The 21266-nt window shown below is 41.6% G+C and carries 20 protein-coding genes; 8 read left to right on the top strand and 12 right to left on the bottom strand.

The features are described from left to right. Positions 1-174 precede the first annotated feature (174 nt). Positions 175-1110 carry a GDP-L-fucose synthase gene (gene fcl / locus AC3IRT_RS00585; protein WP_489394618.1) on the top strand — a complete coding sequence of 312 codons (936 nt, stop codon included), beginning with the start codon at positions 175-177 and terminating at the stop codon, positions 1108-1110. A gap of 35 nt (positions 1111-1145) precedes the next feature. Here the strand turns inward: fcl and AC3IRT_RS00580 are convergent, their stop codons facing one another. The 4 genes from AC3IRT_RS00580 to AC3IRT_RS00565 all read right to left on the bottom strand — a co-directional run bounded on the left by AC3IRT_RS00580 (position 1146) and on the right by AC3IRT_RS00565 (position 3167). After that, positions 1146-1607, bottom strand: coding sequence for a DUF417 family protein (locus AC3IRT_RS00580; RefSeq protein WP_489394617.1), 462 nt, complete (start codon positions 1605-1607; stop codon positions 1146-1148). A gap of 199 nt (positions 1608-1806) precedes the next feature. Further along, positions 1807-2343 (bottom strand): hypothetical protein, encoded by a 537-nt coding sequence (locus AC3IRT_RS00575; protein WP_489394616.1) that lies wholly within the window; start codon positions 2341-2343, stop codon positions 1807-1809. Continuing rightward, entirely contained in the window at positions 2315-2797 is a 483-nt protein-coding gene (locus tag AC3IRT_RS00570; protein WP_489394615.1) for a hypothetical protein, read from the bottom strand. The genes AC3IRT_RS00575 and AC3IRT_RS00570 overlap by 29 nt, the downstream gene beginning before the upstream one ends. Before the next feature lie 100 nt (positions 2798-2897). Further along, on the bottom strand, positions 2898-3167 hold the full coding sequence (locus tag AC3IRT_RS00565) for a YtxH domain-containing protein (protein WP_489394614.1): 270 nt from the start codon (positions 3165-3167) through the stop codon (positions 2898-2900). Positions 3168-3353: 186 nt separating this feature from the next. Here AC3IRT_RS00565 and AC3IRT_RS00560 point away from each other — a divergent pair, with 186 nt between their 5' ends. Further along, positions 3354-4892 carry a YifB family Mg chelatase-like AAA ATPase gene (locus AC3IRT_RS00560; protein WP_489394613.1) on the top strand — a complete coding sequence of 513 codons (1539 nt, stop codon included), beginning with the start codon at positions 3354-3356 and terminating at the stop codon, positions 4890-4892. Positions 4893-4960: 68 nt separating this feature from the next. On the opposite strand, the gene AC3IRT_RS00555 is transcribed toward AC3IRT_RS00560, so the two are convergent. The 3 genes from AC3IRT_RS00555 to AC3IRT_RS00545 form a co-directional block, all read right to left on the bottom strand. Beyond that, complete coding sequence (locus tag AC3IRT_RS00555; RefSeq protein WP_489394612.1) at positions 4961-5221, bottom strand: hypothetical protein; 261 nt, start codon at positions 5219-5221, stop codon at positions 4961-4963. Positions 5222-5511: 290 nt separating this feature from the next. Next, positions 5512-6414, bottom strand: coding sequence for a glycerophosphodiester phosphodiesterase family protein (locus tag AC3IRT_RS00550; protein WP_489394611.1), 903 nt, complete (start codon positions 6412-6414; stop codon positions 5512-5514). Positions 6415-6579: 165 nt separating this feature from the next. After that, on the bottom strand, positions 6580-7131 hold the full coding sequence (locus AC3IRT_RS00545) for a sigma-70 family RNA polymerase sigma factor (protein ID WP_489394610.1): 552 nt from the start codon (positions 7129-7131) through the stop codon (positions 6580-6582). Positions 7132-7570: 439 nt separating this feature from the next. Between AC3IRT_RS00545 and AC3IRT_RS00540 the strand changes: the two genes are divergently transcribed. Next, positions 7571-8590: a glycerophosphodiester phosphodiesterase family protein gene (locus tag AC3IRT_RS00540; protein WP_489394609.1), complete on the top strand. Its 1020-nt coding sequence runs from the start codon at positions 7571-7573 to the stop codon at positions 8588-8590. Positions 8591-8597: 7 nt separating this feature from the next. Continuing rightward, positions 8598-11330, top strand: a complete 2733-nt coding sequence (locus AC3IRT_RS00535; protein ID WP_489394608.1) for a hypothetical protein — start codon at positions 8598-8600, stop codon at positions 11328-11330. A 222-nt stretch (positions 11331-11552) separates the two neighbouring features. On the opposite strand, the gene AC3IRT_RS00530 is transcribed toward AC3IRT_RS00535, so the two are convergent. From AC3IRT_RS00530 to rsfS, 4 genes are all read right to left on the bottom strand, one after another. Beyond that, complete coding sequence (locus AC3IRT_RS00530; protein WP_489394607.1) at positions 11553-12188, bottom strand: rhomboid family intramembrane serine protease; 636 nt, start codon at positions 12186-12188, stop codon at positions 11553-11555. 4 nt (positions 12189-12192) lie between these two features. Beyond that, the gene (locus AC3IRT_RS00525; protein ID WP_489394606.1) at positions 12193-12840 is read right to left on the bottom strand and encodes a LutC/YkgG family protein; all 648 of its coding nucleotides are present in this window, start codon (positions 12838-12840) and stop codon (positions 12193-12195) included. Positions 12841-12908: 68 nt separating this feature from the next. Then, a complete protein-coding gene (ftsH, locus tag AC3IRT_RS00520; protein ID WP_489394605.1) occupies positions 12909-14972 on the bottom strand; it encodes an ATP-dependent zinc metalloprotease FtsH in 2064 nt (687 codons plus the stop codon). Positions 14973-15004: 32 nt separating this feature from the next. Then, the gene (rsfS, locus tag AC3IRT_RS00515; RefSeq protein WP_489394604.1) at positions 15005-15379 is read right to left on the bottom strand and encodes a ribosome silencing factor; all 375 of its coding nucleotides are present in this window, start codon (positions 15377-15379) and stop codon (positions 15005-15007) included. A 45-nt stretch (positions 15380-15424) separates the two neighbouring features. On the opposite strand from rsfS, the gene AC3IRT_RS00510 reads away from it, so the two are divergent. From AC3IRT_RS00510 to pfkA, 4 genes are all read left to right on the top strand, one after another. Beyond that, positions 15425-16195, top strand: a complete 771-nt coding sequence (locus AC3IRT_RS00510) for a biotin--[acetyl-CoA-carboxylase] ligase (protein ID WP_489394603.1) — start codon at positions 15425-15427, stop codon at positions 16193-16195. Between the two features lie 95 nt (positions 16196-16290). After that, complete coding sequence (locus tag AC3IRT_RS00505) at positions 16291-16743, top strand: protein-disulfide reductase DsbD domain-containing protein (RefSeq protein WP_489394602.1); 453 nt, start codon at positions 16291-16293, stop codon at positions 16741-16743. Positions 16744-16821: 78 nt separating this feature from the next. Then, complete coding sequence (locus tag AC3IRT_RS00500; protein WP_489394601.1) at positions 16822-18525, top strand: protein-disulfide reductase DsbD family protein; 1704 nt, start codon at positions 16822-16824, stop codon at positions 18523-18525. A 39-nt stretch (positions 18526-18564) separates the two neighbouring features. Beyond that, complete coding sequence (gene pfkA / locus AC3IRT_RS00495; protein ID WP_489394600.1) at positions 18565-19539, top strand: 6-phosphofructokinase; 975 nt, start codon at positions 18565-18567, stop codon at positions 19537-19539. A 104-nt stretch (positions 19540-19643) separates the two neighbouring features. Here pfkA and AC3IRT_RS00490 read toward each other — a convergent pair whose 3' ends face one another. Beyond that, positions 19644-21245, bottom strand: a complete 1602-nt coding sequence (locus AC3IRT_RS00490) for a SusD/RagB family nutrient-binding outer membrane lipoprotein (protein WP_489394599.1) — start codon at positions 21243-21245, stop codon at positions 19644-19646. Between the last annotated feature and the right edge of the window lie 21 nt (positions 21246-21266).

The following is a 21266-nucleotide window of genomic DNA, read 5'->3' as shown; positions in this document are numbered from 1 at the left end:
GCGGTTATGAAGTGGATCGTTTACATAGCCAAAAATGGCTCAGCACTAAACTACCCCACGGGATAACTGGCGCAAAAATAACCTTATATTTGTGGTATGAAGAATAGAGAGAAAGTATATTCTAAAAAAACGAAGAAAACTTGCTCGTGGTAAACTTGTAAAAAACAGATTAGGGTGGATAAAAAAGCTAAAATATATGTCGCCGGACATCGCGGTATGGTAGGCTCTGCGATATACCGGAAATTGCAACAATTAGGCTATGAAAATATCTTGACGCGAACTTCTAGTGAGCTGGATCTTCGTGATCAAACTGCCGTTGCACAGTTTTTTGCGGAAGAAAAACCAGACTTTGTCTTCTTGGCTGCCGCCAAAGTGGGCGGCATCGTGGCCAATAATACCTATCGTGCAGATTTTATCTATGAGAATTTAGCGATACAAAACAACGTAATCCATCATGCACATGTGCATGAAGTAAAGAAGTTGATGTTTCTGGGTTCTTCCTGTATTTACCCAAAAATGGCACCGCAGCCATTGAAAGAAAACGCCTTATTAACTGGTTTGTTGGAGCCCACGAATGAACCTTATGCGATCGCCAAGATCGCAGGAATAAAAATGTGCGAAGCGTATCGCACGCAGTACGGTGATAACTTTATTTCGGTGATGCCGACGAATTTGTATGGTTTAAATGATAATTACCATCCTGAAAATTCCCATGTGCTGCCAGCCTTAATTCGTCGATTCCATGAAGCTAAAGAGAAACAATTGGACGAAGTGGTCATTTGGGGCTCGGGTACGCCTATGCGTGAATTTCTATATGCCGATGATCTGGCAGAAGCTTGTGTTTTCTTGATGGATACCTACAGCGAAAGCGGCTTTATCAATGTCGGAGTCGGTGAAGATATTAGTATCAAGGATTTAGCACAGCTAATCAAAAAAATTGTGAGGTATGAAGGTGCTTTGCGATACGACAGCAGCAAACCGGATGGCACGCCTCGTAAGCTGATGGATGTTCAGCGATTGCATGCGCTGGGCTGGAAGCACAAAACCTCGCTAGAAGATGGTATCCTTTTAGCTTATCAAGATTTTCAACACAAACAACAGCGGGGTTAATGATCCCGCTGTTGTTTGTTTCGACTTACTGAGAGTCATCTACGTGGAGAAATATTCAAGCTCAAAACCATCAATCCACCGCCCAAAAGCAACAAATCCTTCAAGATAAAAAAATCCGTGATGGGCATACCCTCAACGATTTTAAAAACTCCTGGTGTAGTAAACAGGAAGCTCAATGTGGTGAGTAGTGTAACCGTTAGAGCGACGATGGATATCGTTCTGAAAGCGGCTACTTTAAGACCGATAAGGATACAAATAGCGGTCAGTATCTCTACTACCCCTACTAGGTTGGAGATCATTTGTTCACTTATGAACTGATATGCCCATCCGCTGAATGGATGATTTTCCAGAAGTGGGCGTATAGCAGCTGCTTCCGTGGCCGTGAACTTAAAGGCGCCAAGCCATAATAAGATGAGCAGCAAACCGCCCAAAGAGGTGTAATATCCAGCAAAGAATAATCCTCGATTGTACACGCGAACCTGTTGATGTGATACCATACTAATAATTGTTAGTTTAATAATTTCTTAGCCCATCATCTCTGAAAAAGCTAAGATTCAATGTTAGTTCCTTAATTTTAGGTAGTTAAAGTTACGTAATATTGGCGAATATAGTCCTTCACCCGATTTTTTGCACAAATGAAAAAGCGTTGCCTAAATGGCTAACGCTTTTCAATGTGTTTTATAAAATGTAACGGAATTAGTAGGCTTCACTATCCCTCGGGATACCATATTTGTTTCCTTCTACTGCCTCCTCGGCCGTAATCTCTCCCGGCACCAATTTAGCTTTTTTGACTCTCTTTTTCGGACGAATGAAGTTCGCGATTCCTGCTACAGCACCAGATATATTACTTTGGTTCACCTGTGACACCGCTGTTTCAGATGCAACTGTAAATATGGCTTTTTTGAACCAACCCGCATTTCTCAATAAGGTGCGGTTGAGTACCAGCGGTGTTGCTAAGCGCAATACTTTGGTAATCCAATCCGATTTTCCAGTGCTTTGCCCGCTGTTGGCAGAGATAGACGATACGACATCGCGCACACGGTTTACTCCAGGTACGTGAGCCGTGATCATATTAACGAATCTAACTGGAGCTTCGATCTTATGCTTCAGAAGCTTGTACTGTGTACCGAAATATAGCTCCTGTTCATCACGAAGAACACTAATACGCTCGATCTCGTTCAACAGATCATCAACATTAGCTATCTTACTTCTCAACTGTTTGTTCGTGCTCATCTTCTATGATTTCTATTTCTTCCTTAATCTTAGCTGCTGCTTCCTCTGCCTTGGCGGCCTTTTTCCGCAACCTACTAAGACGGTCTTCTTCCAAATGATCGTCTTCCTCGTGCCATTTGCCCAATACTTTCCGAATGGTCAAATCCATCAGCAGTAACTCTAACTTGCCCTTTGCTACGTTGATAATCACAATGATGATAGCAAAAGCGACACCAGCTGCCAAAAATCCTAAAGCATAGTTATTGAATAGCTGCCCTAGGTAAAAAGCTAAAGCCATTGCAAGAAAAAACACCACCAATAACATGAGTAAAATCTTACTAACGTCTAATACTAACGATGCTAAAATTCTTGAGCCACGAGCTATTGATCGCAGTTTGACTAATTCAATCTGCGTATCGACATACTCTTTCAGTTTAGTAAACGACCCAGAAAATGAAAATTTTTGATCCATCATGCAAATATGGGTTTGGAGGAATCTGTCTTACCAATATTGGCTATGACTCCCCTAACTTGTGTTAATTAAAAATCCTATGCACTGGGCATAGGTAAGCAGATTACGCGTGCTCTTCGATCTCTTCGTCGATAGCCGCTTCTGCTTTTGCTGCTTTAGATTTCAAAGAAGCAACTAGCTTTTCGCGCAAATCACTTAATTGATCCAATTGCTCTTCGGCACGCTCTTTAATGGCATCACCCAAATCTGCTAGCGATTCATTAAGCTTGTCACGAGTTTCTGATCCTTTTTCTGGTGCAAATAATACACCTAGTACTGTTCCTGCTGCCAAACCTGTTAACAATGCTGTTAAAACTTTTCCGCTATAATTCATGTGTATAAATATTAAAATGTGACAATTGTGATGATTGACTTACTAAAATAACAGCAAAGAATACAAAGTGTTTTTACGAGTATGATGAAAATCTCCAAGTATCGTTTAAAGAATATTGTTTTATTTAAAAGAACAATACTATCTTTATCCACTCTGGGCACTGCTGTCCTATAAATATACCGAATTATGCTCGTAAAAACGCATGCAAGCTCTTGTTATGGCATTGATGCTATCACCATAGGAGTCGAAGTGAATATCACAACAGGAACTAAATACTATATTGTCGGACTTCCAGATAATGCAGTTAAAGAAAGTTTGCAACGTATCGAAAGTGCCATCTCTGCTGTGGGCTGCCGCATGCCACGACAGAAGATTGTGGTGAATCTGTTTCCTGCAGATATTCGAAAGGAAGGTTCTGCTTATGATCTTTCTATTGGCGTAGCTGTTTTAGCCGCTTCTAATCAGGTGCAGCACACCGACCTTCCCGACTATCTTATTATGGGCGAATTATCTTTGGATGGCTCATTACAATCTATTCGAGGCGCTTTATCCATCGCTTTACAAGCCAAGAAAGATGGTTTCCGTGGCCTTATCCTTCCTGAAGCAAATGCACCAGAAGCTGCCGTGGTCGACGGCCTAGAAGTATATGGCGCGAAACACCTTCGCCAAGTTATTAATCATTTGGAGGGCAAGGAGAAAATAGCACCATTGCAAATTGATATACAAGCGCAGTTTTCGCAGCAATTGGATGCGCATGAGGTAGATTTTGCAGACGTGCAAGGTCAGGAGAACATCAAGCGGGCGCTGGAAATTGCGGCAGCCGGTGGTCATAATCTCATCCTCATCGGTCCGCCCGGCGCAGGTAAGACGATGTTAGCAAAGCGATTGTCTACCATATTGCCACCACTCACGCTGGAAGAATCGTTGGAAACTACCAAGATTCATTCTGTAGCGGGACAATTGAATACGAAAGATGCCATACTGACCATTCGCCCATTCCGAGCACCACATCATACCATCTCCAACATAGCACTCGTTGGCGGAGGCACCAATCCACAGCCTGGCGAGATATCGCTAGCACATAATGGTGTGCTATTTCTAGATGAATTGCCTGAATTCAAGCGCAACGTATTGGAGGTGATGCGCCAACCTTTGGAGGCGCGCAATATCACGATTTCTCGCGCGAAGTTCAGTATCGATTACCCCGCCAGCTTTATGCTAATCGCTTCGATGAATCCCTGTCCTTGCGGTTATTACAATCATCCAGAGAAAAGTTGCACTTGTAGTAGTCAGACTGTGCAAAGGTATTTGAGTAAAGTATCTGGCCCACTAATGGATCGTATTGATCTCCATGTGGAAGTGACGCCCGTCGCTTTCAAAGAGCTCAGTGCACAGACAGGAAATGAGAAAAGTACGACGGTACGACAACGTGTGGTGCTAGCTCGTGAACGGCAAGCGAATCGATTTACCGAACATCGCAACACGTATAATAATGCGCAGATGAGCCCAGCACTGGTGCGTAAAATGTGTCATTTGGATGAGCGAAGTCAGCAATTGCTGAAATCTGCGATGGAACGATTAGGATTATCAGCTCGAGCTTATGATCGTATTTTAAAGGTTGCGCGCACCATAGCAGACATGGATGCCAGTGATGATATCCAAGTGCAGCACATTGCTGAAGCGATCCAATACCGCAGTCTTGATAAAGCGAATTGGGCGAATTAAAAACCGAATTGTTCAGCAAAATGTTGAAGAATCTACCGGTATATTAATGGCCGTAAAATCACCATTTATTACTTCGTTATTCTTGATGTTTCGTTCTCGGAAATACGTTGAAACACCTGCTTTTTCCAGTTTTGCATCATCTCATACAGCTTCTCTTCATTATCATCTTGATCACTTTCTTCTGCTATTTTATCTTTATGCAGCATCGCTTCGGCTAGTGCATGTTTTCCTTCGTCGGTATCAAGTAACTTTTTAATGGCTAGCAATTCCTCCTCTGTACATCTTTCTTCAAGAAATTTCTCCAATAAATTCAACAATTCTATCTCCATATATCCTTTATGTAGTTATTTAAACAGGAAAAAATGAGTAGACCACCTATTGAAAATAAAATATTTTTTTGTTCTATTACATAGGCATTCTGCCAAGATTCTTTGCTGCTTTCAACCTGTCTTCCTCGCTAAAAAGCAGAGTTATTTAACACGTAACCAATCATTTGCAGAAACTGTAAATGAGCATTTAACCAAATGCATCGCTGTAGAATAAGGCGACGACCAGAGTGGCAATCGGCTACGAGTTGCTAATTACCTAATAATCTGAAAACAATTTTAACCGCAAATGCTTACCAGTGCAACTGTTTTTCTTTTAAATAGTTAATCAAATACGCTGGTCGATCGGTTTGTATCATACGCGCTCCCAAGGCATTAATTAAATAGCCATAGGCGCCATCGGGATCATCCAGCGCCATATCATCATCGTGTCCACCACAGAGTGTATCCCATAGTGAATTGTACCATATCAGCGCATTTCCCTGGAGCAAACCACCGGCTATTTCTTTTGGTAAAGGGTTCGCATCGTCTTTGTACAACAGCTCGAAGGCAACCGGATGGAGCTCTTTATTGAAAACCTTGATATGCTCCAGCGCATTGCTGTCATCCAAGTCAATAATCGGCATGTAAATCACTTCGTGAAGGTATTTTCCAAATTTTTCCTGTACCTCTTTCGGACTTCTGCTTCCTTTCATGATGATTTGTTCGGTAGTTCCGGTCTTTTTTGCTAACTCATATATGTCGTCAAAATAGGGATCAGCTTTATCCAAATTGAGCATGATCTTTCCTTTAGCGAGCGATAATGCTTCCTCAAGCGTTGGTATATGCTCTTTGGTTTTGATTGCCAAACCATTCTTTAGCTTTAATGTCCGTATTGAATCCAGATTCCAGTCTGACACTAGCCCCTGACCGGTTGTGGTACGATCTAACGTTTTATCATGCATCACGATGATATGACCATCTTTGGTACGCTGGAGATCAATCTCAACAATATCCACACCCATAGCAATGGCATTGCTGATGGCTGGTAGGGAGTTCTCTGGGGCATTGCGCCAATCTCCACGATGAGCTATAACCATTACAGCGCTAGCATCTCGATTTAATAACCGGTTTCGAATCTCGGTTGCTCGATTCTGTGCGAAAATCATCTGCCCAATAAATTGGGATAAGAGGAGTAGGAATAATCCGTTTTTCATGATTATAGTATGTCTAATTTTTCAATGTTCTGACGAGCTCTGCCACCATAGGTTGTTAGAATAGATGTACAAGAATAAACAAAGTGTATAGCGGTGGCTACATCGTAACCGAAAGAAAGTACTGTGCTCATAACATTATTCAAACATGACCGCCATTATGCTTACCTAACTTTGATGGTTATCTCTAAGCGTCGCTAACGCGGAGGCCATATAATTCTTTACCGTATTCAAGGATAGGTTCAGCCGTTTTGCTATCTGTGCATAGGTCAATCCCTCTTCCCTGCTCATCTTAAAAACCTTAAGCCTTTGCGGGCTCAATAATCGGAGCGAACTTTCATACAGTTGATCCATTTCCTTACATCGAAGCGTATAATCGGCACCCCGGGAATCTGCTTTTGGGCTTTGGTTCACGCCTTTTTGTGAATCCAGCTTTTGCAGGTTTTTGTGAAAATAATTCACAATTCTATTACGCATTGCGCGAGCCAAATATGCCTTTAAATTACTTCCTGCATCTGGATTCAACTCATTTCTTTTGATCCACAAATTTAAAAGAAGATCCATTACAAGTTCTTCGGCATCAAAATCAATCTTTATCCATCGTATTGCCTGCTTGTAAAGCAATGGTGCATAACGTTGGAACAACTCATTATAAGCACGGATATCTCCATTTTGGTGATCTCGCCATAGTTCCTTATCAGAAAAGTCTCTATAGTGCATAGTTTAGTAAGGTTATTCGCCAAAACTAATCGGTTCATTATTATCTCAGTATTAACTATAGGTTTTTTTTATTATCAAAACATTTATTTGACACGTAAAAATAGAAATATAATTTCCTAAAACAAACCCTAAAGCATATTTAAACTTGCGAAATAATCCATTTTACATCTTGATTTCCAATGAAGTACGAAAATTTGATTTATCACTATGGTTAAACAATGGATTATCGTTTACCTCTTTTCTTTTTTTTAGCGTTCTCAAAAAAAATCGCTGTTTCATTTGAGGACAACTTCACTTTTTTTAACTAGCGTGAATAAAAAACTTCAGCTCGGTAGGTGGTAGAGTGACAATTATCTTGTTTATATACGTAAAGACGCATTTGGTAGATTACAAGAAACGAGATAGCTAAAAAAATTTAAACCCAAAAAAGACCGACGTTATGAAAAGAAGAATAATACAACTAAAACTCTTGCTACTCTTTCTGATAGCCACTGGCGGGGAAGTATATGCCCAAAATGACGTTGATAAAATTATTCACATTATTAAAAACCGAAAGGAGTATCCTAATTATTATCTAGTCGCTGCTCATCGTGGCTATTGGGCCAATTATCCTGAAAACTCCAATGCCGCTTATGATGCAGCTATTGAAATAGGCGCTGACATCGTCGAAATAGATGTCAGACTAACCTCGGATTCCGAGATGGTTGTTTTTCATGATGGTTGTTTAGAACGTGTTACAAACGGATCCGGAAGATTATCCATGTTGCCTTTATCCTATGTAGAAACGTTACGACTTAAAATGACGGATGGTACACAAACAAATTACAAAGTATTAAAAGTCAGTGAAGCTTTAGATCAGTTGAAAGGAAAAGCCGTCGTATCGATAGATATCAAAGAATCTGGTAGTGCCTTCGCAGAGACTATGATTAGGGTTTTGAAGATGGTGAATGAGAAAGGCATGCTAAATCAGGTAGTTGTTAAGGGAAGATTAACATTAAATGATTTGAGAAATAATGTGCTTAATCCCGCAAAGATGGGGTTAGATGATTTTATCTATACTCCGATAGCATTCTCCAACACCACAAATATAGATGATTATATTACTAATTTTATCAATACAGGGAATATATACGCCATTGAGCTTGTGTATAAACAATCCTATGAAAACATACTAACCTATGTTAAAAAACTACAAGACAAAGGCATTTGGGTCGGACAGTTTTCCTTTTGGCCAGAGACCAGCTATGGCATTTTTGCGGAAAAAAATCCACTAACGGATTGTGACGTCGTTTTACGAAATTATAATTTTTTGGATGACCCCAATAGCCCTCCTAATAAATGGGATGATGGTCGAGGAGATTGGGATTGGCTTTTCGTTAATGGTGCCGATTATGTCACTACAGATAGAGCGGAATTAATGATCGAATATTTAGAAAAATTAGGTAAACGCCAGAAATAGATTATTTATGAAAAGATACCTACTTCTTATACTGTTCATAGTGTCGAGTATAAGCCCGGTGGTTTTAGCACAAAATTCGGATAATAACCCCATTCATATTCCTAATCCGATTCGTAACTATCCTTTTCGTAACGGAGAAGTCGAAGACGTTGCTAACTTTAAAAACGGAACCAAAATTGGGAGTGTCGAGCCTACCTCCGACAGGTTTGGCATCGCTAACAACGCGATAAGGTTGGCGGAAAATAGTTATGTATCTACACCTAGTTTTTTTGATGGAAGCAATATTGCGAATGGTTACACCATATCATTCTGGACAAAAATTGATGAAAAAATCACAAAAAATACAGGAAATTCTCCTTGGTTGCCAAGTGATAAGATTTATCATGGTTTTTTCGGATATTCTGGTGCCTCTAACGCTGATATTGACCTTTTAGGCTTTTCACGCAGACGAGATCGGGCTTTGATCGATCGGTATGCCGAAGCAGGAAATAATAAAAAAAATTGGAGTGTGTGGTATTGGGATCCGATTAATTTTACCGAACGAGAAGGCTGGTATCATATTATTATAGTATATGCTAAAGCACAGGTATATCTTTACGTATACGATCCCACTACAACTCTTCAAAGTGGCGTGTATTACTTTAGACTACAAGATCTCACTAGTGTTACAAGTTGGGGCATTGGAGGGCGTCTAAATTCTTTAAAATATATAGACGATTTTAAGGTGTTTGACAAACCTTTATCACGTGAACAGGTAGTCGAACTCCACGGTCAAGAAGCTGTCCCTGCGGGCGGTATGTATAGAATATCTCCAGTTTATGATGACGATAAATCAATAGGAACTATCGGCCAATCTAGGGTCGGAAATACTAAAGTAGAATTATACAATAAATTTACTCCAAACACCTCTACGTATCAATGGGTTTTTGAGCCTGTAGCTGGAAAGGAAAACGTGTACATGATCAAGATGGCATATGAAGATGATATGTATCTCCACCTCACCAATAGTGAAATAAAAAATGGCGTAAGAATAGAAATTAGTCCGAAAGCTAATTTTAACCCCACTATGTTTGAATGGTTGGTGGAACCTGAAAGAAGGAGTACTGGTGGCTATGGAAGCAGCTTCACTATACAGAATGCACTATTTCCTTCCTACGGTATTCGCCCGGTCAATAGTACAACTGTTTTAGGTGCTCCTCTAGAATTGTACGAAGGCCCATTATTCCACTGGAAATTATCTTTGATAAAGACATCGGAGCAAATTAATAACGTTCTTCCGTTTTTAAATTCACAATATGGAACGAACATTAGATCAACGGAAAATACGTTTTTCAATTTGATGAATCTGGACCCGCTTTATTTGTCGACAACCGTCTCTAGAATAGGTCTTAGTCGAGTACCATTTCAATTGTGGGGAAGTATATGGCATATAACGAAAACATTAGACGGCAGCTATTATCTTAGAGGTTCGGAATCTTTATTTCTACACCCTGAGGGCAATAGAGAAGAAGTAGGCACTCCCTTAGAGATATATCAACAGCCTAATAATAACCGCCAACGTGTTACAACTCGCTGGGACATAACACAAGCTTCTCCTTTCAGTAATAATTATGTAATTCGTTCCGTTTTTAACAACACGCTTGGTATTGGTGCAGATATCCCTGAAAAAAATGGTCAAGTGATGAAATTGAAGGTAATTCAGCCGGATATCAAAAAAGAAGACAAATGGAGTATATCTCCTTCACGACCTGGATTTAATGAAATCTATTATATCAAACCCGGCGTCTATAAGATTGCACTGGCTGTTGATCCAAACAACGCGTTTATCAAGGCAACCTCTAGTCAATCTGGAACTCCCCTGGTAGTCAATCAATTTGACAATCTTAAGTCTACTTTTTACTATTGGCAAATTGATTACGAATATAATACTTATGGCGACCCAGTAAGAGATGGAACGTATATGATAAAGCTTTTGGGTACTTCTGGGAATTTCATGCATACTGTACAAAGTAGTTTGACGGAATACACCAAGGTAGAGGCTTCTGCGGTTTCACAACCAGAGCAAATCGGCACGTACAAGTGGTTTATTAAACCTTCAGAAGACAATTCAGGATATTATATACAACCCGCGGGAGATAAGTCCATGTATCTTCATATCTATGCAAATAACACTAGTAATACCACCACTTTAGATATAAGCAAATATTACGTCACTTCGGCAAATGCATCAAAATGGTCGTTCACGGAACCTGAAGAAATCAAACCTCCACTTCAGGATGGCAACTATGTTATTTACCAACGAAGTAGGCAATCCTCACTTTTTGTAGTTCCAGAAAACTGGAGTAATAATGATGGAACACCGCTTATAACCTCTTCCGGACTGAGTGAGCGTCCTGATGCAGAGTACCAATGGTATCTAGAAAAACAACCTGATAGCACTTATTTAATTAAACGGACTGTAGATGAAAAGAAGTATATCCATCCGAAAGGTGGCAGTACGGCTGATAAAACTGATCTCGAACTTTATCGATTTGATACGAAGGAAAATCCGAGGGTGTATAAGTGGATCATCGTAAAAAACGAAGATGGGAGTTATCTTTTGAAAAATGTAGAAGACCCTGATAGATGGATGCGTGCTAAAGATGGAACTATTGGAAATAGGAAGAAAGTTGAAATATATAGATTCAGAGATCACGAACAAACATCTAGATCATATGAGTGGATAATCGCACCCAGATAAAGACCTATGGATTCGAATTGAACTTACTAATTTTTTCCTATTCACAGGTGTCGTTAGAGTGATTAACTCTACAGTATGATGCTGTAGTATCCGATAGCAATATTGGAAAACGAGCTAACTGCGAGAATCGGTATGATCTTAAAACTAATATCTAATATCATTTTTTCACTTAAAGAACTCCGCGTCGCTATAGAAATATCTAACTTAAATAAAAGGGCAAAACTAAAAACCGAATTGTTCAGCAAAATGTTGAAGAATCCACGGGTACAACAACAGCGTGACCAGTAAACCCGTTAATGCGCCATAGAGATGCGCATCGTGATTCACTCCATCGCGCGCATTTTTGGCGGCCCAGATACAATAACCTAAGTACAGAAATCCGAATACAAAAGCTGGGATCGGGATGGCCATAAATAGATAGAGCATCGTGCGTGGATAGAAAAGAATAAAGCTAAAGAGCACGGCACTAATGGCACCAGATGCGCCCAAGCTGTGGTAATTATAGTTGTTCTTTTGCTGTACGATCGTTGGGATATCACTTAATACCAGCGCGACTACATACAAACCTGCGAAATAAACATGGCCAATTGAGCCACTTTGTGCGACTAAAATACCTTCTAATGCAAAGCCAAAGAAGTAAAAGGTTAGCATGTTGAAGATCAAGTGCGTCCAGTCTTTATGAATAAGACCGCTGGTAATCACCATTCCCCACTTGCTACGATCCCGAAAAACCGTATAAGGATGCAGCATCATTCGCCCGTATATTTCTGGGTTTGAAAATGCGTAAATACTCAAACCAACCGTAAGTGCAAAGATCACGCTAGCTACCGGAGTGTTGATGATATAGTCTGATAACATAATTTTAAAATCTATCTTCCGTCAAAAATACATAACACTGCTCCGACCCGTGTCCACCATTTACTGGCGTATAGCCAATCGAATTGGTAGCACTAGGCCCAGTTATTGTCGTAAGCATGGACGGGATTTGATGAGGATAATGATCTTGCACCTTTTTGTAGGCGTGTTTAAGATCCATCACTAATTGTGAGGTCGTGGCAAAAACAATATGAATCGGCGCAAATATACTTAATCTTCGGCCCGAAGGACTCGCGTTTGACAACAATACACTACCAGTTCTAGCGATCAGCGATTCGCATGAAGTGATCCCGATCTCGACCTGATCCAGCTCTTGATCGGAGCGCAGGTACGGAAACCCAAACTGATCTAATAAGCGCTGTAACTGCGGCTCCCAGACTGCAATCTTAGTCAACTCCAATCTCTCCACTAACACGACCAGATTTTCGATCAGATCGACCTCTCCATCACAATATATAAAGTGGCCGCCTGCTGCCGTGAACTCATGCGCAAAGGTGACATCCAATGCTTCTTCCTCATCGGCATACAAGGGCGCATCCTCAAAATCAGGATAAGGGTTGTCTCGTTTATGGAGCAACGCTTGTCTGATTTGCTTCAGCATCTTCTCCTTGGCTGTGGTATTGCGAATATTCATAGTAAAAAAGGTGCAGCAAAATTACTCGGCTGCACCTTCCATTTTATATGTAAACGATTCTTATATTATTATTCATTCGTAGAATTGCTCGTTTCAGGCTGATCACCTTCCACGACCTCTTCCTGAACTGGTGGCAATTGTAGATCCGTCTGTGGTACCCCACCATTTACAAACTCTTCATAAGTAGTTCTGTTCGAAAACGGTCTTTTCCCTAATAATTCTTCTAAATCAGATTGGAATAAGATTTCTTTTTCCAACAATTTCTCCGCTACTGCTACTAAGCCTTCTTGCTTATCTAACAATAATTGACGCGTACTTTCGTACACCGTAGAGATAATGGTACGCACTTCGACATCAATCAATTCTGCCGTCTGATCAGAATATGGTTTTTGAAATTGAGCGTCGCCAGATGCATCTCGGAAAGACACATTACCCACTTTATCATTCATACCATATACGGCAACCATAGCATAAGCTAATTGCGTGATACGCTCCAAATCGTTTTGTGCGCCCGTACTTATTCTTCCAAACGTAATATCTTCTGCTACGCGACCTCCTAAAGTCATCGACATGCTATCGACCAATTGCTCTGTCGTGTACAAGAATTGCTCTTTTGGCAAATATTGCGCATAGCCTAAAGCGGCCACACCACGTGGTACAATAGAAACTTTAACCAATGGATCGGCATGTTCCAAAAACCAGCCCGCAATCGCATGGCCTGCTTCGTGATAAGCCACGATTTTTTTCTCTTCTGGAGATATGATTTTATTTTTCTTCTCTAATCCACCGATCACACGATCTATAGCATCTTGAAAATCTTGCATATCGATCGCAGACTTATTTTTACGTGCCGCGATCAAGGCAGCTTCATTACACACATTGGCAATCTCTGCACCCGCAAAACCTGGAGTTTGCGCGGATAACTTCTTCGCATCGACTTCTTCCGCCAATTTCAGTGGTTTCAAATGCACTTTGAAGATATGCTCACGACCAATTAGATCTGGTTTATCAATAGAAATCTGACGGTCAAAACGTCCAGGACGTAATAAAGCTTGATCTAATACATCCAATCTGTTTGTCGCAGCCAAAATGATAACGCCGACATTGGTACCGAAACCATCCATCTCGACCAATAATTGATTCAAGGTGTTTTCGCGCTCATCATTGCCCCCCATCACGGAGTTTTTACCACGTGCTCGACCAATCGCATCGATCTCATCAATGAAAATGATACAAGGCGCTTTCTCTTTTGCTTGCTTGAATAAATCGCGCACACGCGATGCTCCTACTCCAACAAACATTTCGACGAAGTCGGAACCGGACAGAGAGAAGAATGGCACTTGTGCTTCACCAGCCACTGCTTTGGCCAATAACGTTTTCCCTGTTCCCGGAGGGCCTACTAACAAGGCTCCTTTTGGAATTTTACCGCCCAAATCGGTGTATTTTTTCGGGTTTTTCAAGAAATCAACGATTTCCATCACCTCCGTTTTGGCTTCTTCTAAACCAGCCACATCGTTAAATGTGATATTGATCTGTGATTCCTTATCAAAAAGCTGCGCTTTGGACTTGCCTATATTAAACAGCTGTCCGCCACCGCCGCCGCCGCCGCCACTCATCCGGCGCATCAGGAACATCCAGAGGGCAACTAAAATAACCAAAGGCAAAATAAAGGATACTAACCAACCAGCCCAAGGATTCGAGCGGTCTTCATAGTTCACAGATACTTCCGCATGATCGGCAGCAGTCAAGCTATCTTGCGACACCTTTAACTTGGACTCTAATATCTCGGCAGAAGGTTCGGTGAAAAGGTACTGCGGACCTACATTTGGGGACAACGCTAATGCATTGTCTCTTGGCGCCACGTCTTTGTACTTATCGTCTTCTGTCAGCTTGTCTTTTTTGATGTAGACTTCTACTTCCAGCAGATCATTATTTTTATAGGCTACCAAACGATCTACATCACCTGGAATTAGCATTTTCGTTTCAAATTCTCTGTAAGTGATCCGTTTCGAAGGCTCGGAACGGAAGAAATACTGCAAACCTATAAAACCAATAATCATGGCGATCCAAATCCAGATCATACTGAATCTAGGTGGCACTGGGGTAATCTTTTTATTTGGTATTTTCTTCATTTTCTACATTGATAGTTGAGACATCCGTCTCGTTAGGCACTCTGGTAGGCTTGTGAGGCGGCATCACCCCAAAGATCTTCTATTCCGTAATGGTTACGCTTATCTGTTTTGAATACATGCACCACCACATCGACAAAATCCAGCAAAATCCATTCGCCATTTCCTTGGCCTTCTTTACGCCATGGGTCTTGACCTAAAGCTTTGTATACTTCATGTTCTACACTATTAGCTATGGCATTCACCTGCACATTGGAATCAGCATGACATATCACAAAATAATCCGAAACAGACCCATTTATTTCGCGCATATCCAAACGCACAATCTCGTTTCCCTTTTTCTCCTGCATCCCCAACACGACAATCTCTGCCAGATTCTCTGACGACAACAACTTTTTGTCTTTACCCATTAAAAAATATTCTATTTTTGGTGTGAGTCACTCATCTTTATTCCTTTGCAAAATAACACATTTTCGGGAGATTTCGCCGGTCAGAACATAATTATCGTTGATGAAGTATCATCTACGAATGACTACTTGAAAGCTGAAGCTTCAAATTTCAAGCCATGCGACAACTTTACTGCCATTATGGCAAAACACCAATCCAAAGGTCGTGGTCAACGTGACAATTCATTTCACAGCGCCGAAGGCAAAAGTCTGACATTTAGTTTCATTCTGTTTCCTAAACAATTAGTGGTGGATGATGTTTTTGCGATTCAAACTTTGATTAGCCTTAGCTTGCACCAGTGGTTAAGCCAATACACCGATCAATGCCGCATTAAGTGGCCTAATGACCTAATGATCGGTGATAAGAAGGTCTGCGGTGTGCTCATTGAAAACACGATTAAAGGCTTAGAAATTCGATATAGCATTGTGGGAATAGGTGTGAACATCGGCCAGCACGAATTTCCTGCAGATATCGCACATAAAGCCACTTCACTATTGATGGAGCTACCAGATTTGGCAGATCGCCCGATGGAGGATTATTGTGCCGCCATTCTTTCCATCATTCAGCAAAAGTATGAGCAAGATTGGGCTCACCCCAACCGTATGTTGTCAGCCTACAACGAATTGCTCTATCGCAAAGGAGATCTTTCATGGTTTGAGGCAAATGGTGAAGTCTTTGAAGGCAAGATTTTGCATGTGAATAACCGCGGGATTTTACACATTGATCACCACAATGTAATGAAGCCCTATTACTTCAAAGAAGTTACCATGCTACGGTGATTTTATTTCCTATATTTGACTATTCGTTAAACCCAAGTACTAATTCATGGTCTTAATGAAACCGGCTACACAAGCCGCTTAACAGAACAATACGTATGAAAAAAGCATTATTAGCATTCACTCTTGTATTTTTTGCGCTTTCAGGCGCTTTTGCACAAATACATACTCCAGTAAAATGGACAGTAGCTACCAAAAAATTAAACAAAACCGAAGCGGTCGTATTTATTAAAGCTACGATCGATAACGGATGGCATATCTACAGCACGGCAGTACCTAGTGGTGGGCCGATTGCTACGAGTTTTGCTTTCGCAAAATCCAACGACTTTACGTTAACGGGTAAAACCATGGAGCCAAAACCACAATCTAAGTACGAAGAGGTTTTCAAGATGGACGTTCCTTACCACAACAAAGAGGTTGTATTCCAGCAGAAAATTAAATTAAATGGTAACAAAGCAACCAAAGTATCAGGTACGGTAGAATTTATGGCATGTGACAAAACAAAATGCTTGCCGCCGGATGAATACAGCTTTTCTGTTACCGTAAAATAATCATTCGGTAAATATCTGTATATAAAAGGCAGCCTTATCTGCCTTTTTTTTATTTTTACGATGTTTTCAATTTTGCATATGAAGCGTGTAGCAACTTTTCTACCTATAATTACTCTCCTATTTAGCTTGTCTTTTGGTGCATTGGCTACCCAAGCGCAGGATACCTTGATTCCTTTCGAGGATGTCGAATTTACCGAGTCGCCCGCTTCGGAAGGCGAAACTGAATTGTTGGAAGTCCCCACAGACTTGCAATTTGAAGATGGAGCAGATACTACGTTGGATGAAGATCAAGTAGTAGATGAAGCGCAGGCAGCGCAGACCCAAGATGCAAAACAATCTCTTTGGGGGATTTTTATTGCGGGATTATTGGGCGGTTTTGCGGCTTTCATCATGCCGTGTATCTTTCCCATGGTACCTTTGACGGTCAGTTTCTTTACCAAACAATCCAAAACGAGAGCTGCTGCGATTTCGCAAGCGCTTTTGTATGGCGTATTTATTATCGCAATCTATGTGGCGCTGGGGATGTTGATTACAGTAACCTTTGGTTCCGACGCGCTAAACGCCTTATCAACGAACGGCATCTTTAACTTCTTCTTTTTCTTATTGCTCGTCTTCTTTGCCGCATCATTTTTTGGTGCATTTGAGCTGACTTTACCAAGTTCGTTCGTGAACAAGATCGATGCAAAATCAGATCAAGGCGGTTTTATCGGTCTATTTTTTATGGCTGCCAGTTTAGCAGTAGTTTCATTTTCATGTACTGGTCCTATTATCGGCACCCTTTTGGTCGAGGCCGCTTCTAAAGGCGAACGCCTTGGACCGGCCATCGGAATGCTGGGCTTTGCCATTGCATTGGCTATTCCATTCGTACTTTTTGCGATCTTCCCTTCGATGTTGAAATCTATGCCAAAATCTGGCGGATGGCTCAACAGTGTGAAGATTGTATTGGCATTTTTGGAATTGGCGTTGGCGCTTAAATTCTTATCGAATGTGGATTTGGCGTACCACTGGAACTGGTTGGATCGCGAAGTATTCCTATCGTTATGGATTGCTATATTCAGTTTGATGGGCTTATACCTGATTGGCAAGATTCGCTTCTCGCACGATAGCCCCTTAAGCCATCTTTCGGTGCCTCGCACTATGATCGCGGTCATTGTATTTGCTTTCGTTGTTTATATGGTACCTGGACTATGGGGCGCACCGCTGAAATCTATTTCTGCATTTTTGCCACCAAGTGCTACGCAAGATTTTGATCTAAGCACAGGCTTTGGACAATCGGCGGCTTCGGCATCGCCTGATTCTGCCAAGAAAAAATACTACGACATCTTCCACAAGCGCGGCACGCCAAAAGGCTTCGATCCATACTACGACTATGAGGAAGCATTAGCTGCCGCAAAAGAAGTCAACAAACCGGTGTTGATCGACTTTACTGGCTGGAACTGTGTGAATTGCCGCCAAATGGAAGCCAATGTATGGACAGATCCCAAAGTGGCTCAGATTTTACGAGAGGAATTTGTGATGGCAGAACTTTTTGTAGATGACCGTACCGAATTATCAGCAGAAGAGAAATATACCTCTACATATAGTGGTAAAAAAATAAAAACAATAGGTAACAAATGGAGTGATTTCCAAGCAGACACCTTTAATAGTAATTCGCAGCCATTGTATGTCATTGTAGACACGGATGGTAACGTATTGATACCACCAACGGGCGCAGACTACAATATCAGCAGCTACACCGCCTATTTGCAAAGTGGTATCGATGCGTTTAAGGCGAAGAAGTAAGTTGCTTGCTTTTGCCCATTACCTAAAAAACAATTTTTGATGAGTCAAATAAAAAATATAGCAGTATTAACTTCCGGAGGAGATTCTCCGGGTATGAATGCGGGAATCCGCGCCGTGATACGAACTGGTATCTACCATGGCTTGACTATGTACGGGGTGCGTAGAGGATATGATGGCCTAGTAAACAATGAAATCGAAGCAATGGACGCGAAGTCTGTTGCCAACATCATCCAACGCGGTGGTACAGTCTTGAAAACAGCACGCAGTGATGAGTTTCGCACGTATGAAGGCCGTAAGCGCGCTTATGAAAATCTGAAAGAATTTGGAATTGATGCTTTGGTCGTGATTGGTGGCGATGGTACATTTACCGGAGCTTCTAAATTTATTGAAGAGTTTGATATTCCCATTATTGGTATGCCGGGCACGATTGACAACGATTTGGCGGGCACGGACTTTACCATCGGATACGATACGGCAATCAATACCGTCGTAGATGCGGTGGATAAAATTCGGGATACGGCAGAGTCGCACGATCGTGTTTTTGTGGTTGAGGTGATGGGACGAGATTCTGGTCTGATCGCACTTCGTTCTGGTATTAGTACAGGAGCTGAAGCGGTGTTGATACCCGAGTTAACCGTGGATTACGACGCGATTATGAAGCGTCTGGACAAATCTCGTTCTAATAAGTCTTCTCGTATCATCATTGTAGCCGAAGGCGATAAAGATGGTGGCTTAGTGGTAGCCGATAAAATCAAAGAAAACTTCCCTCACTACGATGTGCGGGTATCGATATTAGGCCATATCCAGCGCGGTGGTAAACCGACTTGTATGGATCGTGTGCTGGCCAGCAGATTGGGCGTGGCTGCGGTAGAAGGATTGATAGAAGGTCGCCGCGGAGAGATGGCGGGATTGATCTGTGGACAGATCCAGTACACTCCTTTCGAAAAAGCGATCAAGCATATCAAACAGGTGAATACCAACCTGACACGGATTGTAGAGATCTTATCTTTATAACATGTACAGATGACTGCTTGAAAGCAGTCATTAGATACTAAAAAGGGCTGCTTCCGACATGGAAGCAGCCCTTTTATTTTTAACCGTTTGGCAGAGATTGACAATTAGTCAATATCCCAGAAGATACGTGTAGTACGCGTATCTTTTGCTCTTACGGCTTCGTAGTTCATGCTGTTATTCGTTACCTCGTTAGATGGGTACAACAAACGTAGCGGAGGATTTTGGAAGCCATTCAAGTTCGATACGGGGAACGCTGGCAAAACAGGATATCCCGTTCTGCGGTAATCAGCCCATGCTTGCTCTGCTTGCAACCAACCAAAGTGCAACCATTTTTGCGTTCCGATCAATTGTAGTTTTGCTTGCGCAGCACCTTCGTAAGCGATGTTAGAGTTCTTGATAAAATCTTGAACAGCTGCCGAAGAAGGTCTTGTCGCTTTCAAGCTGTTGGACGAAGCACCGTTTAGGTAATAGTAAAAATCTACAGACTGCTCTACAGCCGTTTCGTACGCTGTACGTGCTGCGGCAGTATTTCCCCAACGCTCTTGCGCTTCTGCTTTGATGAAGTTTACCTCAGAAGTCGTCATCAAGACACCTGGAAGGTTGTTATTGATCCAAGAAGTAGCTGAATCCACAATCGCATAGCGGCGAAGCGCGGCATTACTGTATTCTGTATCTGCTGCTGCCTCTGACGTCGTGATCGGCAATGCTTGGTAATCCGCATTTGGAATCACACGACCGCCTTCTGTTCTACCATATTTACCGAATAAAGCATGGATACGAGGATCATTCGCAGTTTTCAATACCGTATTCAACATATAATCCGGCGCATAGTGGCTGTTCAACTCACGTACGGCATCCAATAAACTGGAGGTATAGGTTGTCAATTTTTGATTCAACACATCATGACGACTACCTGATTCCAAAGATGCTTGCGTACCATCTATTAGTGGATACGTTTCTGGCGCACTTAACATGGCCATAATGTCTGTACGCGCTCTTCCCTCATCAGATTTGGAGATCTGCATCAACGCACGAAGTCTCAATGAGTTAGCATATCTGCGCCATTTCTCACCGTTTCCTCTGTTAATAATGTCTGCACGGATAAAATCATTCGTACCTTGATAGGTGCTGAAAAATTCTGCTGCTTCTGCAAATGCCGTAATAAATTGGTTGTACAATTCTTTTTGGTCATCGAATTTACCCAATACAATCTGATCTGTTGCTGGCAAACTTCCGGCTTCACTGAAAGGAATATCACCAAAGTTATTCACCAATTTCGCTGCTTGACCATATACAATCACGCGTGTAGCATGCATAAATGCATCGTACTCTGCGCGCTCTGCCTCTGGCAATTCATCATACGTACGCTCCATTACACGAAATACGCCTAACATGCCTGGAGAATAGAAATCTCTCCAGTAATCATTCGTATACGAATCTTGCTGTTGGTACATCGTATTGTTATTGGCGAAGTACGTGGTTTGCGTATAACGCGCATGATGCGGCAATACGAAAGTACGGTAGTGCCAATATTCGGAGCGAAGGCGCGAATTGTTTAATATTTGGGTCATAAAAGCCCGAATATTAGGAATGTCCGTTTGTTCTGGATCCTGATAACGCTCGTCTAGCTCGCTTTTGCAAGACTGCACAACCGTCAAAGAAAGAGCGGCGATCAGTAGACATATAATGTTTCTTAACTTTTTCATGTTGTTTCTTTTTTAACTGCT

It is taken from the genome of Sphingobacterium sp. KH_072 (genome assembly GCF_057837975.1).
The sequence above is the reverse complement of the archived record's forward strand: the minus strand, read 5'-3'. Positions and strand labels throughout refer to the sequence as shown.

Excerpts from the sequence above, each read along its gene's own strand:
- AC3IRT_RS00580 (WP_489394617.1), bottom strand. The coding sequence starts at position 1,607 with ATGGTATCACATCAACAGGTTCGCGTGTACAATCGAGGATTATTCTTT.
- AC3IRT_RS00575 (WP_489394616.1), bottom strand. The coding sequence starts at position 2,343 with ATGAGCACGAACAAACAGTTGAGAAGTAAGATAGCTAATGTTGATGAT.
- AC3IRT_RS00570 (WP_489394615.1), bottom strand. The coding sequence starts at position 2,797 with ATGATGGATCAAAAATTTTCATTTTCTGGGTCGTTTACTAAACTGAAA.
- AC3IRT_RS00565 (WP_489394614.1), bottom strand. The coding sequence starts at position 3,167 with ATGAATTATAGCGGAAAAGTTTTAACAGCATTGTTAACAGGTTTGGCA.
- AC3IRT_RS00560 (WP_489394613.1), top strand. The coding sequence starts at position 3,354 with ATGCTCGTAAAAACGCATGCAAGCTCTTGTTATGGCATTGATGCTATC.
- AC3IRT_RS00555 (WP_489394612.1), bottom strand. The coding sequence starts at position 5,221 with ATGGAGATAGAATTGTTGAATTTATTGGAGAAATTTCTTGAAGAAAGA.
- AC3IRT_RS00550 (WP_489394611.1), bottom strand. The coding sequence starts at position 6,414 with ATGAAAAACGGATTATTCCTACTCCTCTTATCCCAATTTATTGGGCAG.
- AC3IRT_RS00545 (WP_489394610.1), bottom strand. The coding sequence starts at position 7,131 with ATGCACTATAGAGACTTTTCTGATAAGGAACTATGGCGAGATCACCAA.
- AC3IRT_RS00540 (WP_489394609.1), top strand. The coding sequence starts at position 7,571 with ATGAAAAGAAGAATAATACAACTAAAACTCTTGCTACTCTTTCTGATA.
- AC3IRT_RS00535 (WP_489394608.1), top strand. The coding sequence starts at position 8,598 with ATGAAAAGATACCTACTTCTTATACTGTTCATAGTGTCGAGTATAAGC.
- AC3IRT_RS00530 (WP_489394607.1), bottom strand. The coding sequence starts at position 12,188 with ATGTTATCAGACTATATCATCAACACTCCGGTAGCTAGCGTGATCTTT.
- AC3IRT_RS00525 (WP_489394606.1), bottom strand. The coding sequence starts at position 12,840 with ATGAATATTCGCAATACCACAGCCAAGGAGAAGATGCTGAAGCAAATC.
- ftsH (WP_489394605.1), bottom strand. The coding sequence starts at position 14,972 with ATGAAGAAAATACCAAATAAAAAGATTACCCCAGTGCCACCTAGATTC.
- rsfS (WP_489394604.1), bottom strand. The coding sequence starts at position 15,379 with ATGGGTAAAGACAAAAAGTTGTTGTCGTCAGAGAATCTGGCAGAGATT.
- AC3IRT_RS00505 (WP_489394602.1), top strand. The coding sequence starts at position 16,291 with ATGAAAAAAGCATTATTAGCATTCACTCTTGTATTTTTTGCGCTTTCA.
- AC3IRT_RS00500 (WP_489394601.1), top strand. The coding sequence starts at position 16,822 with ATGAAGCGTGTAGCAACTTTTCTACCTATAATTACTCTCCTATTTAGC.
- pfkA (WP_489394600.1), top strand. The coding sequence starts at position 18,565 with ATGAGTCAAATAAAAAATATAGCAGTATTAACTTCCGGAGGAGATTCT.
- AC3IRT_RS00490 (WP_489394599.1), bottom strand. The coding sequence starts at position 21,245 with ATGAAAAAGTTAAGAAACATTATATGTCTACTGATCGCCGCTCTTTCT.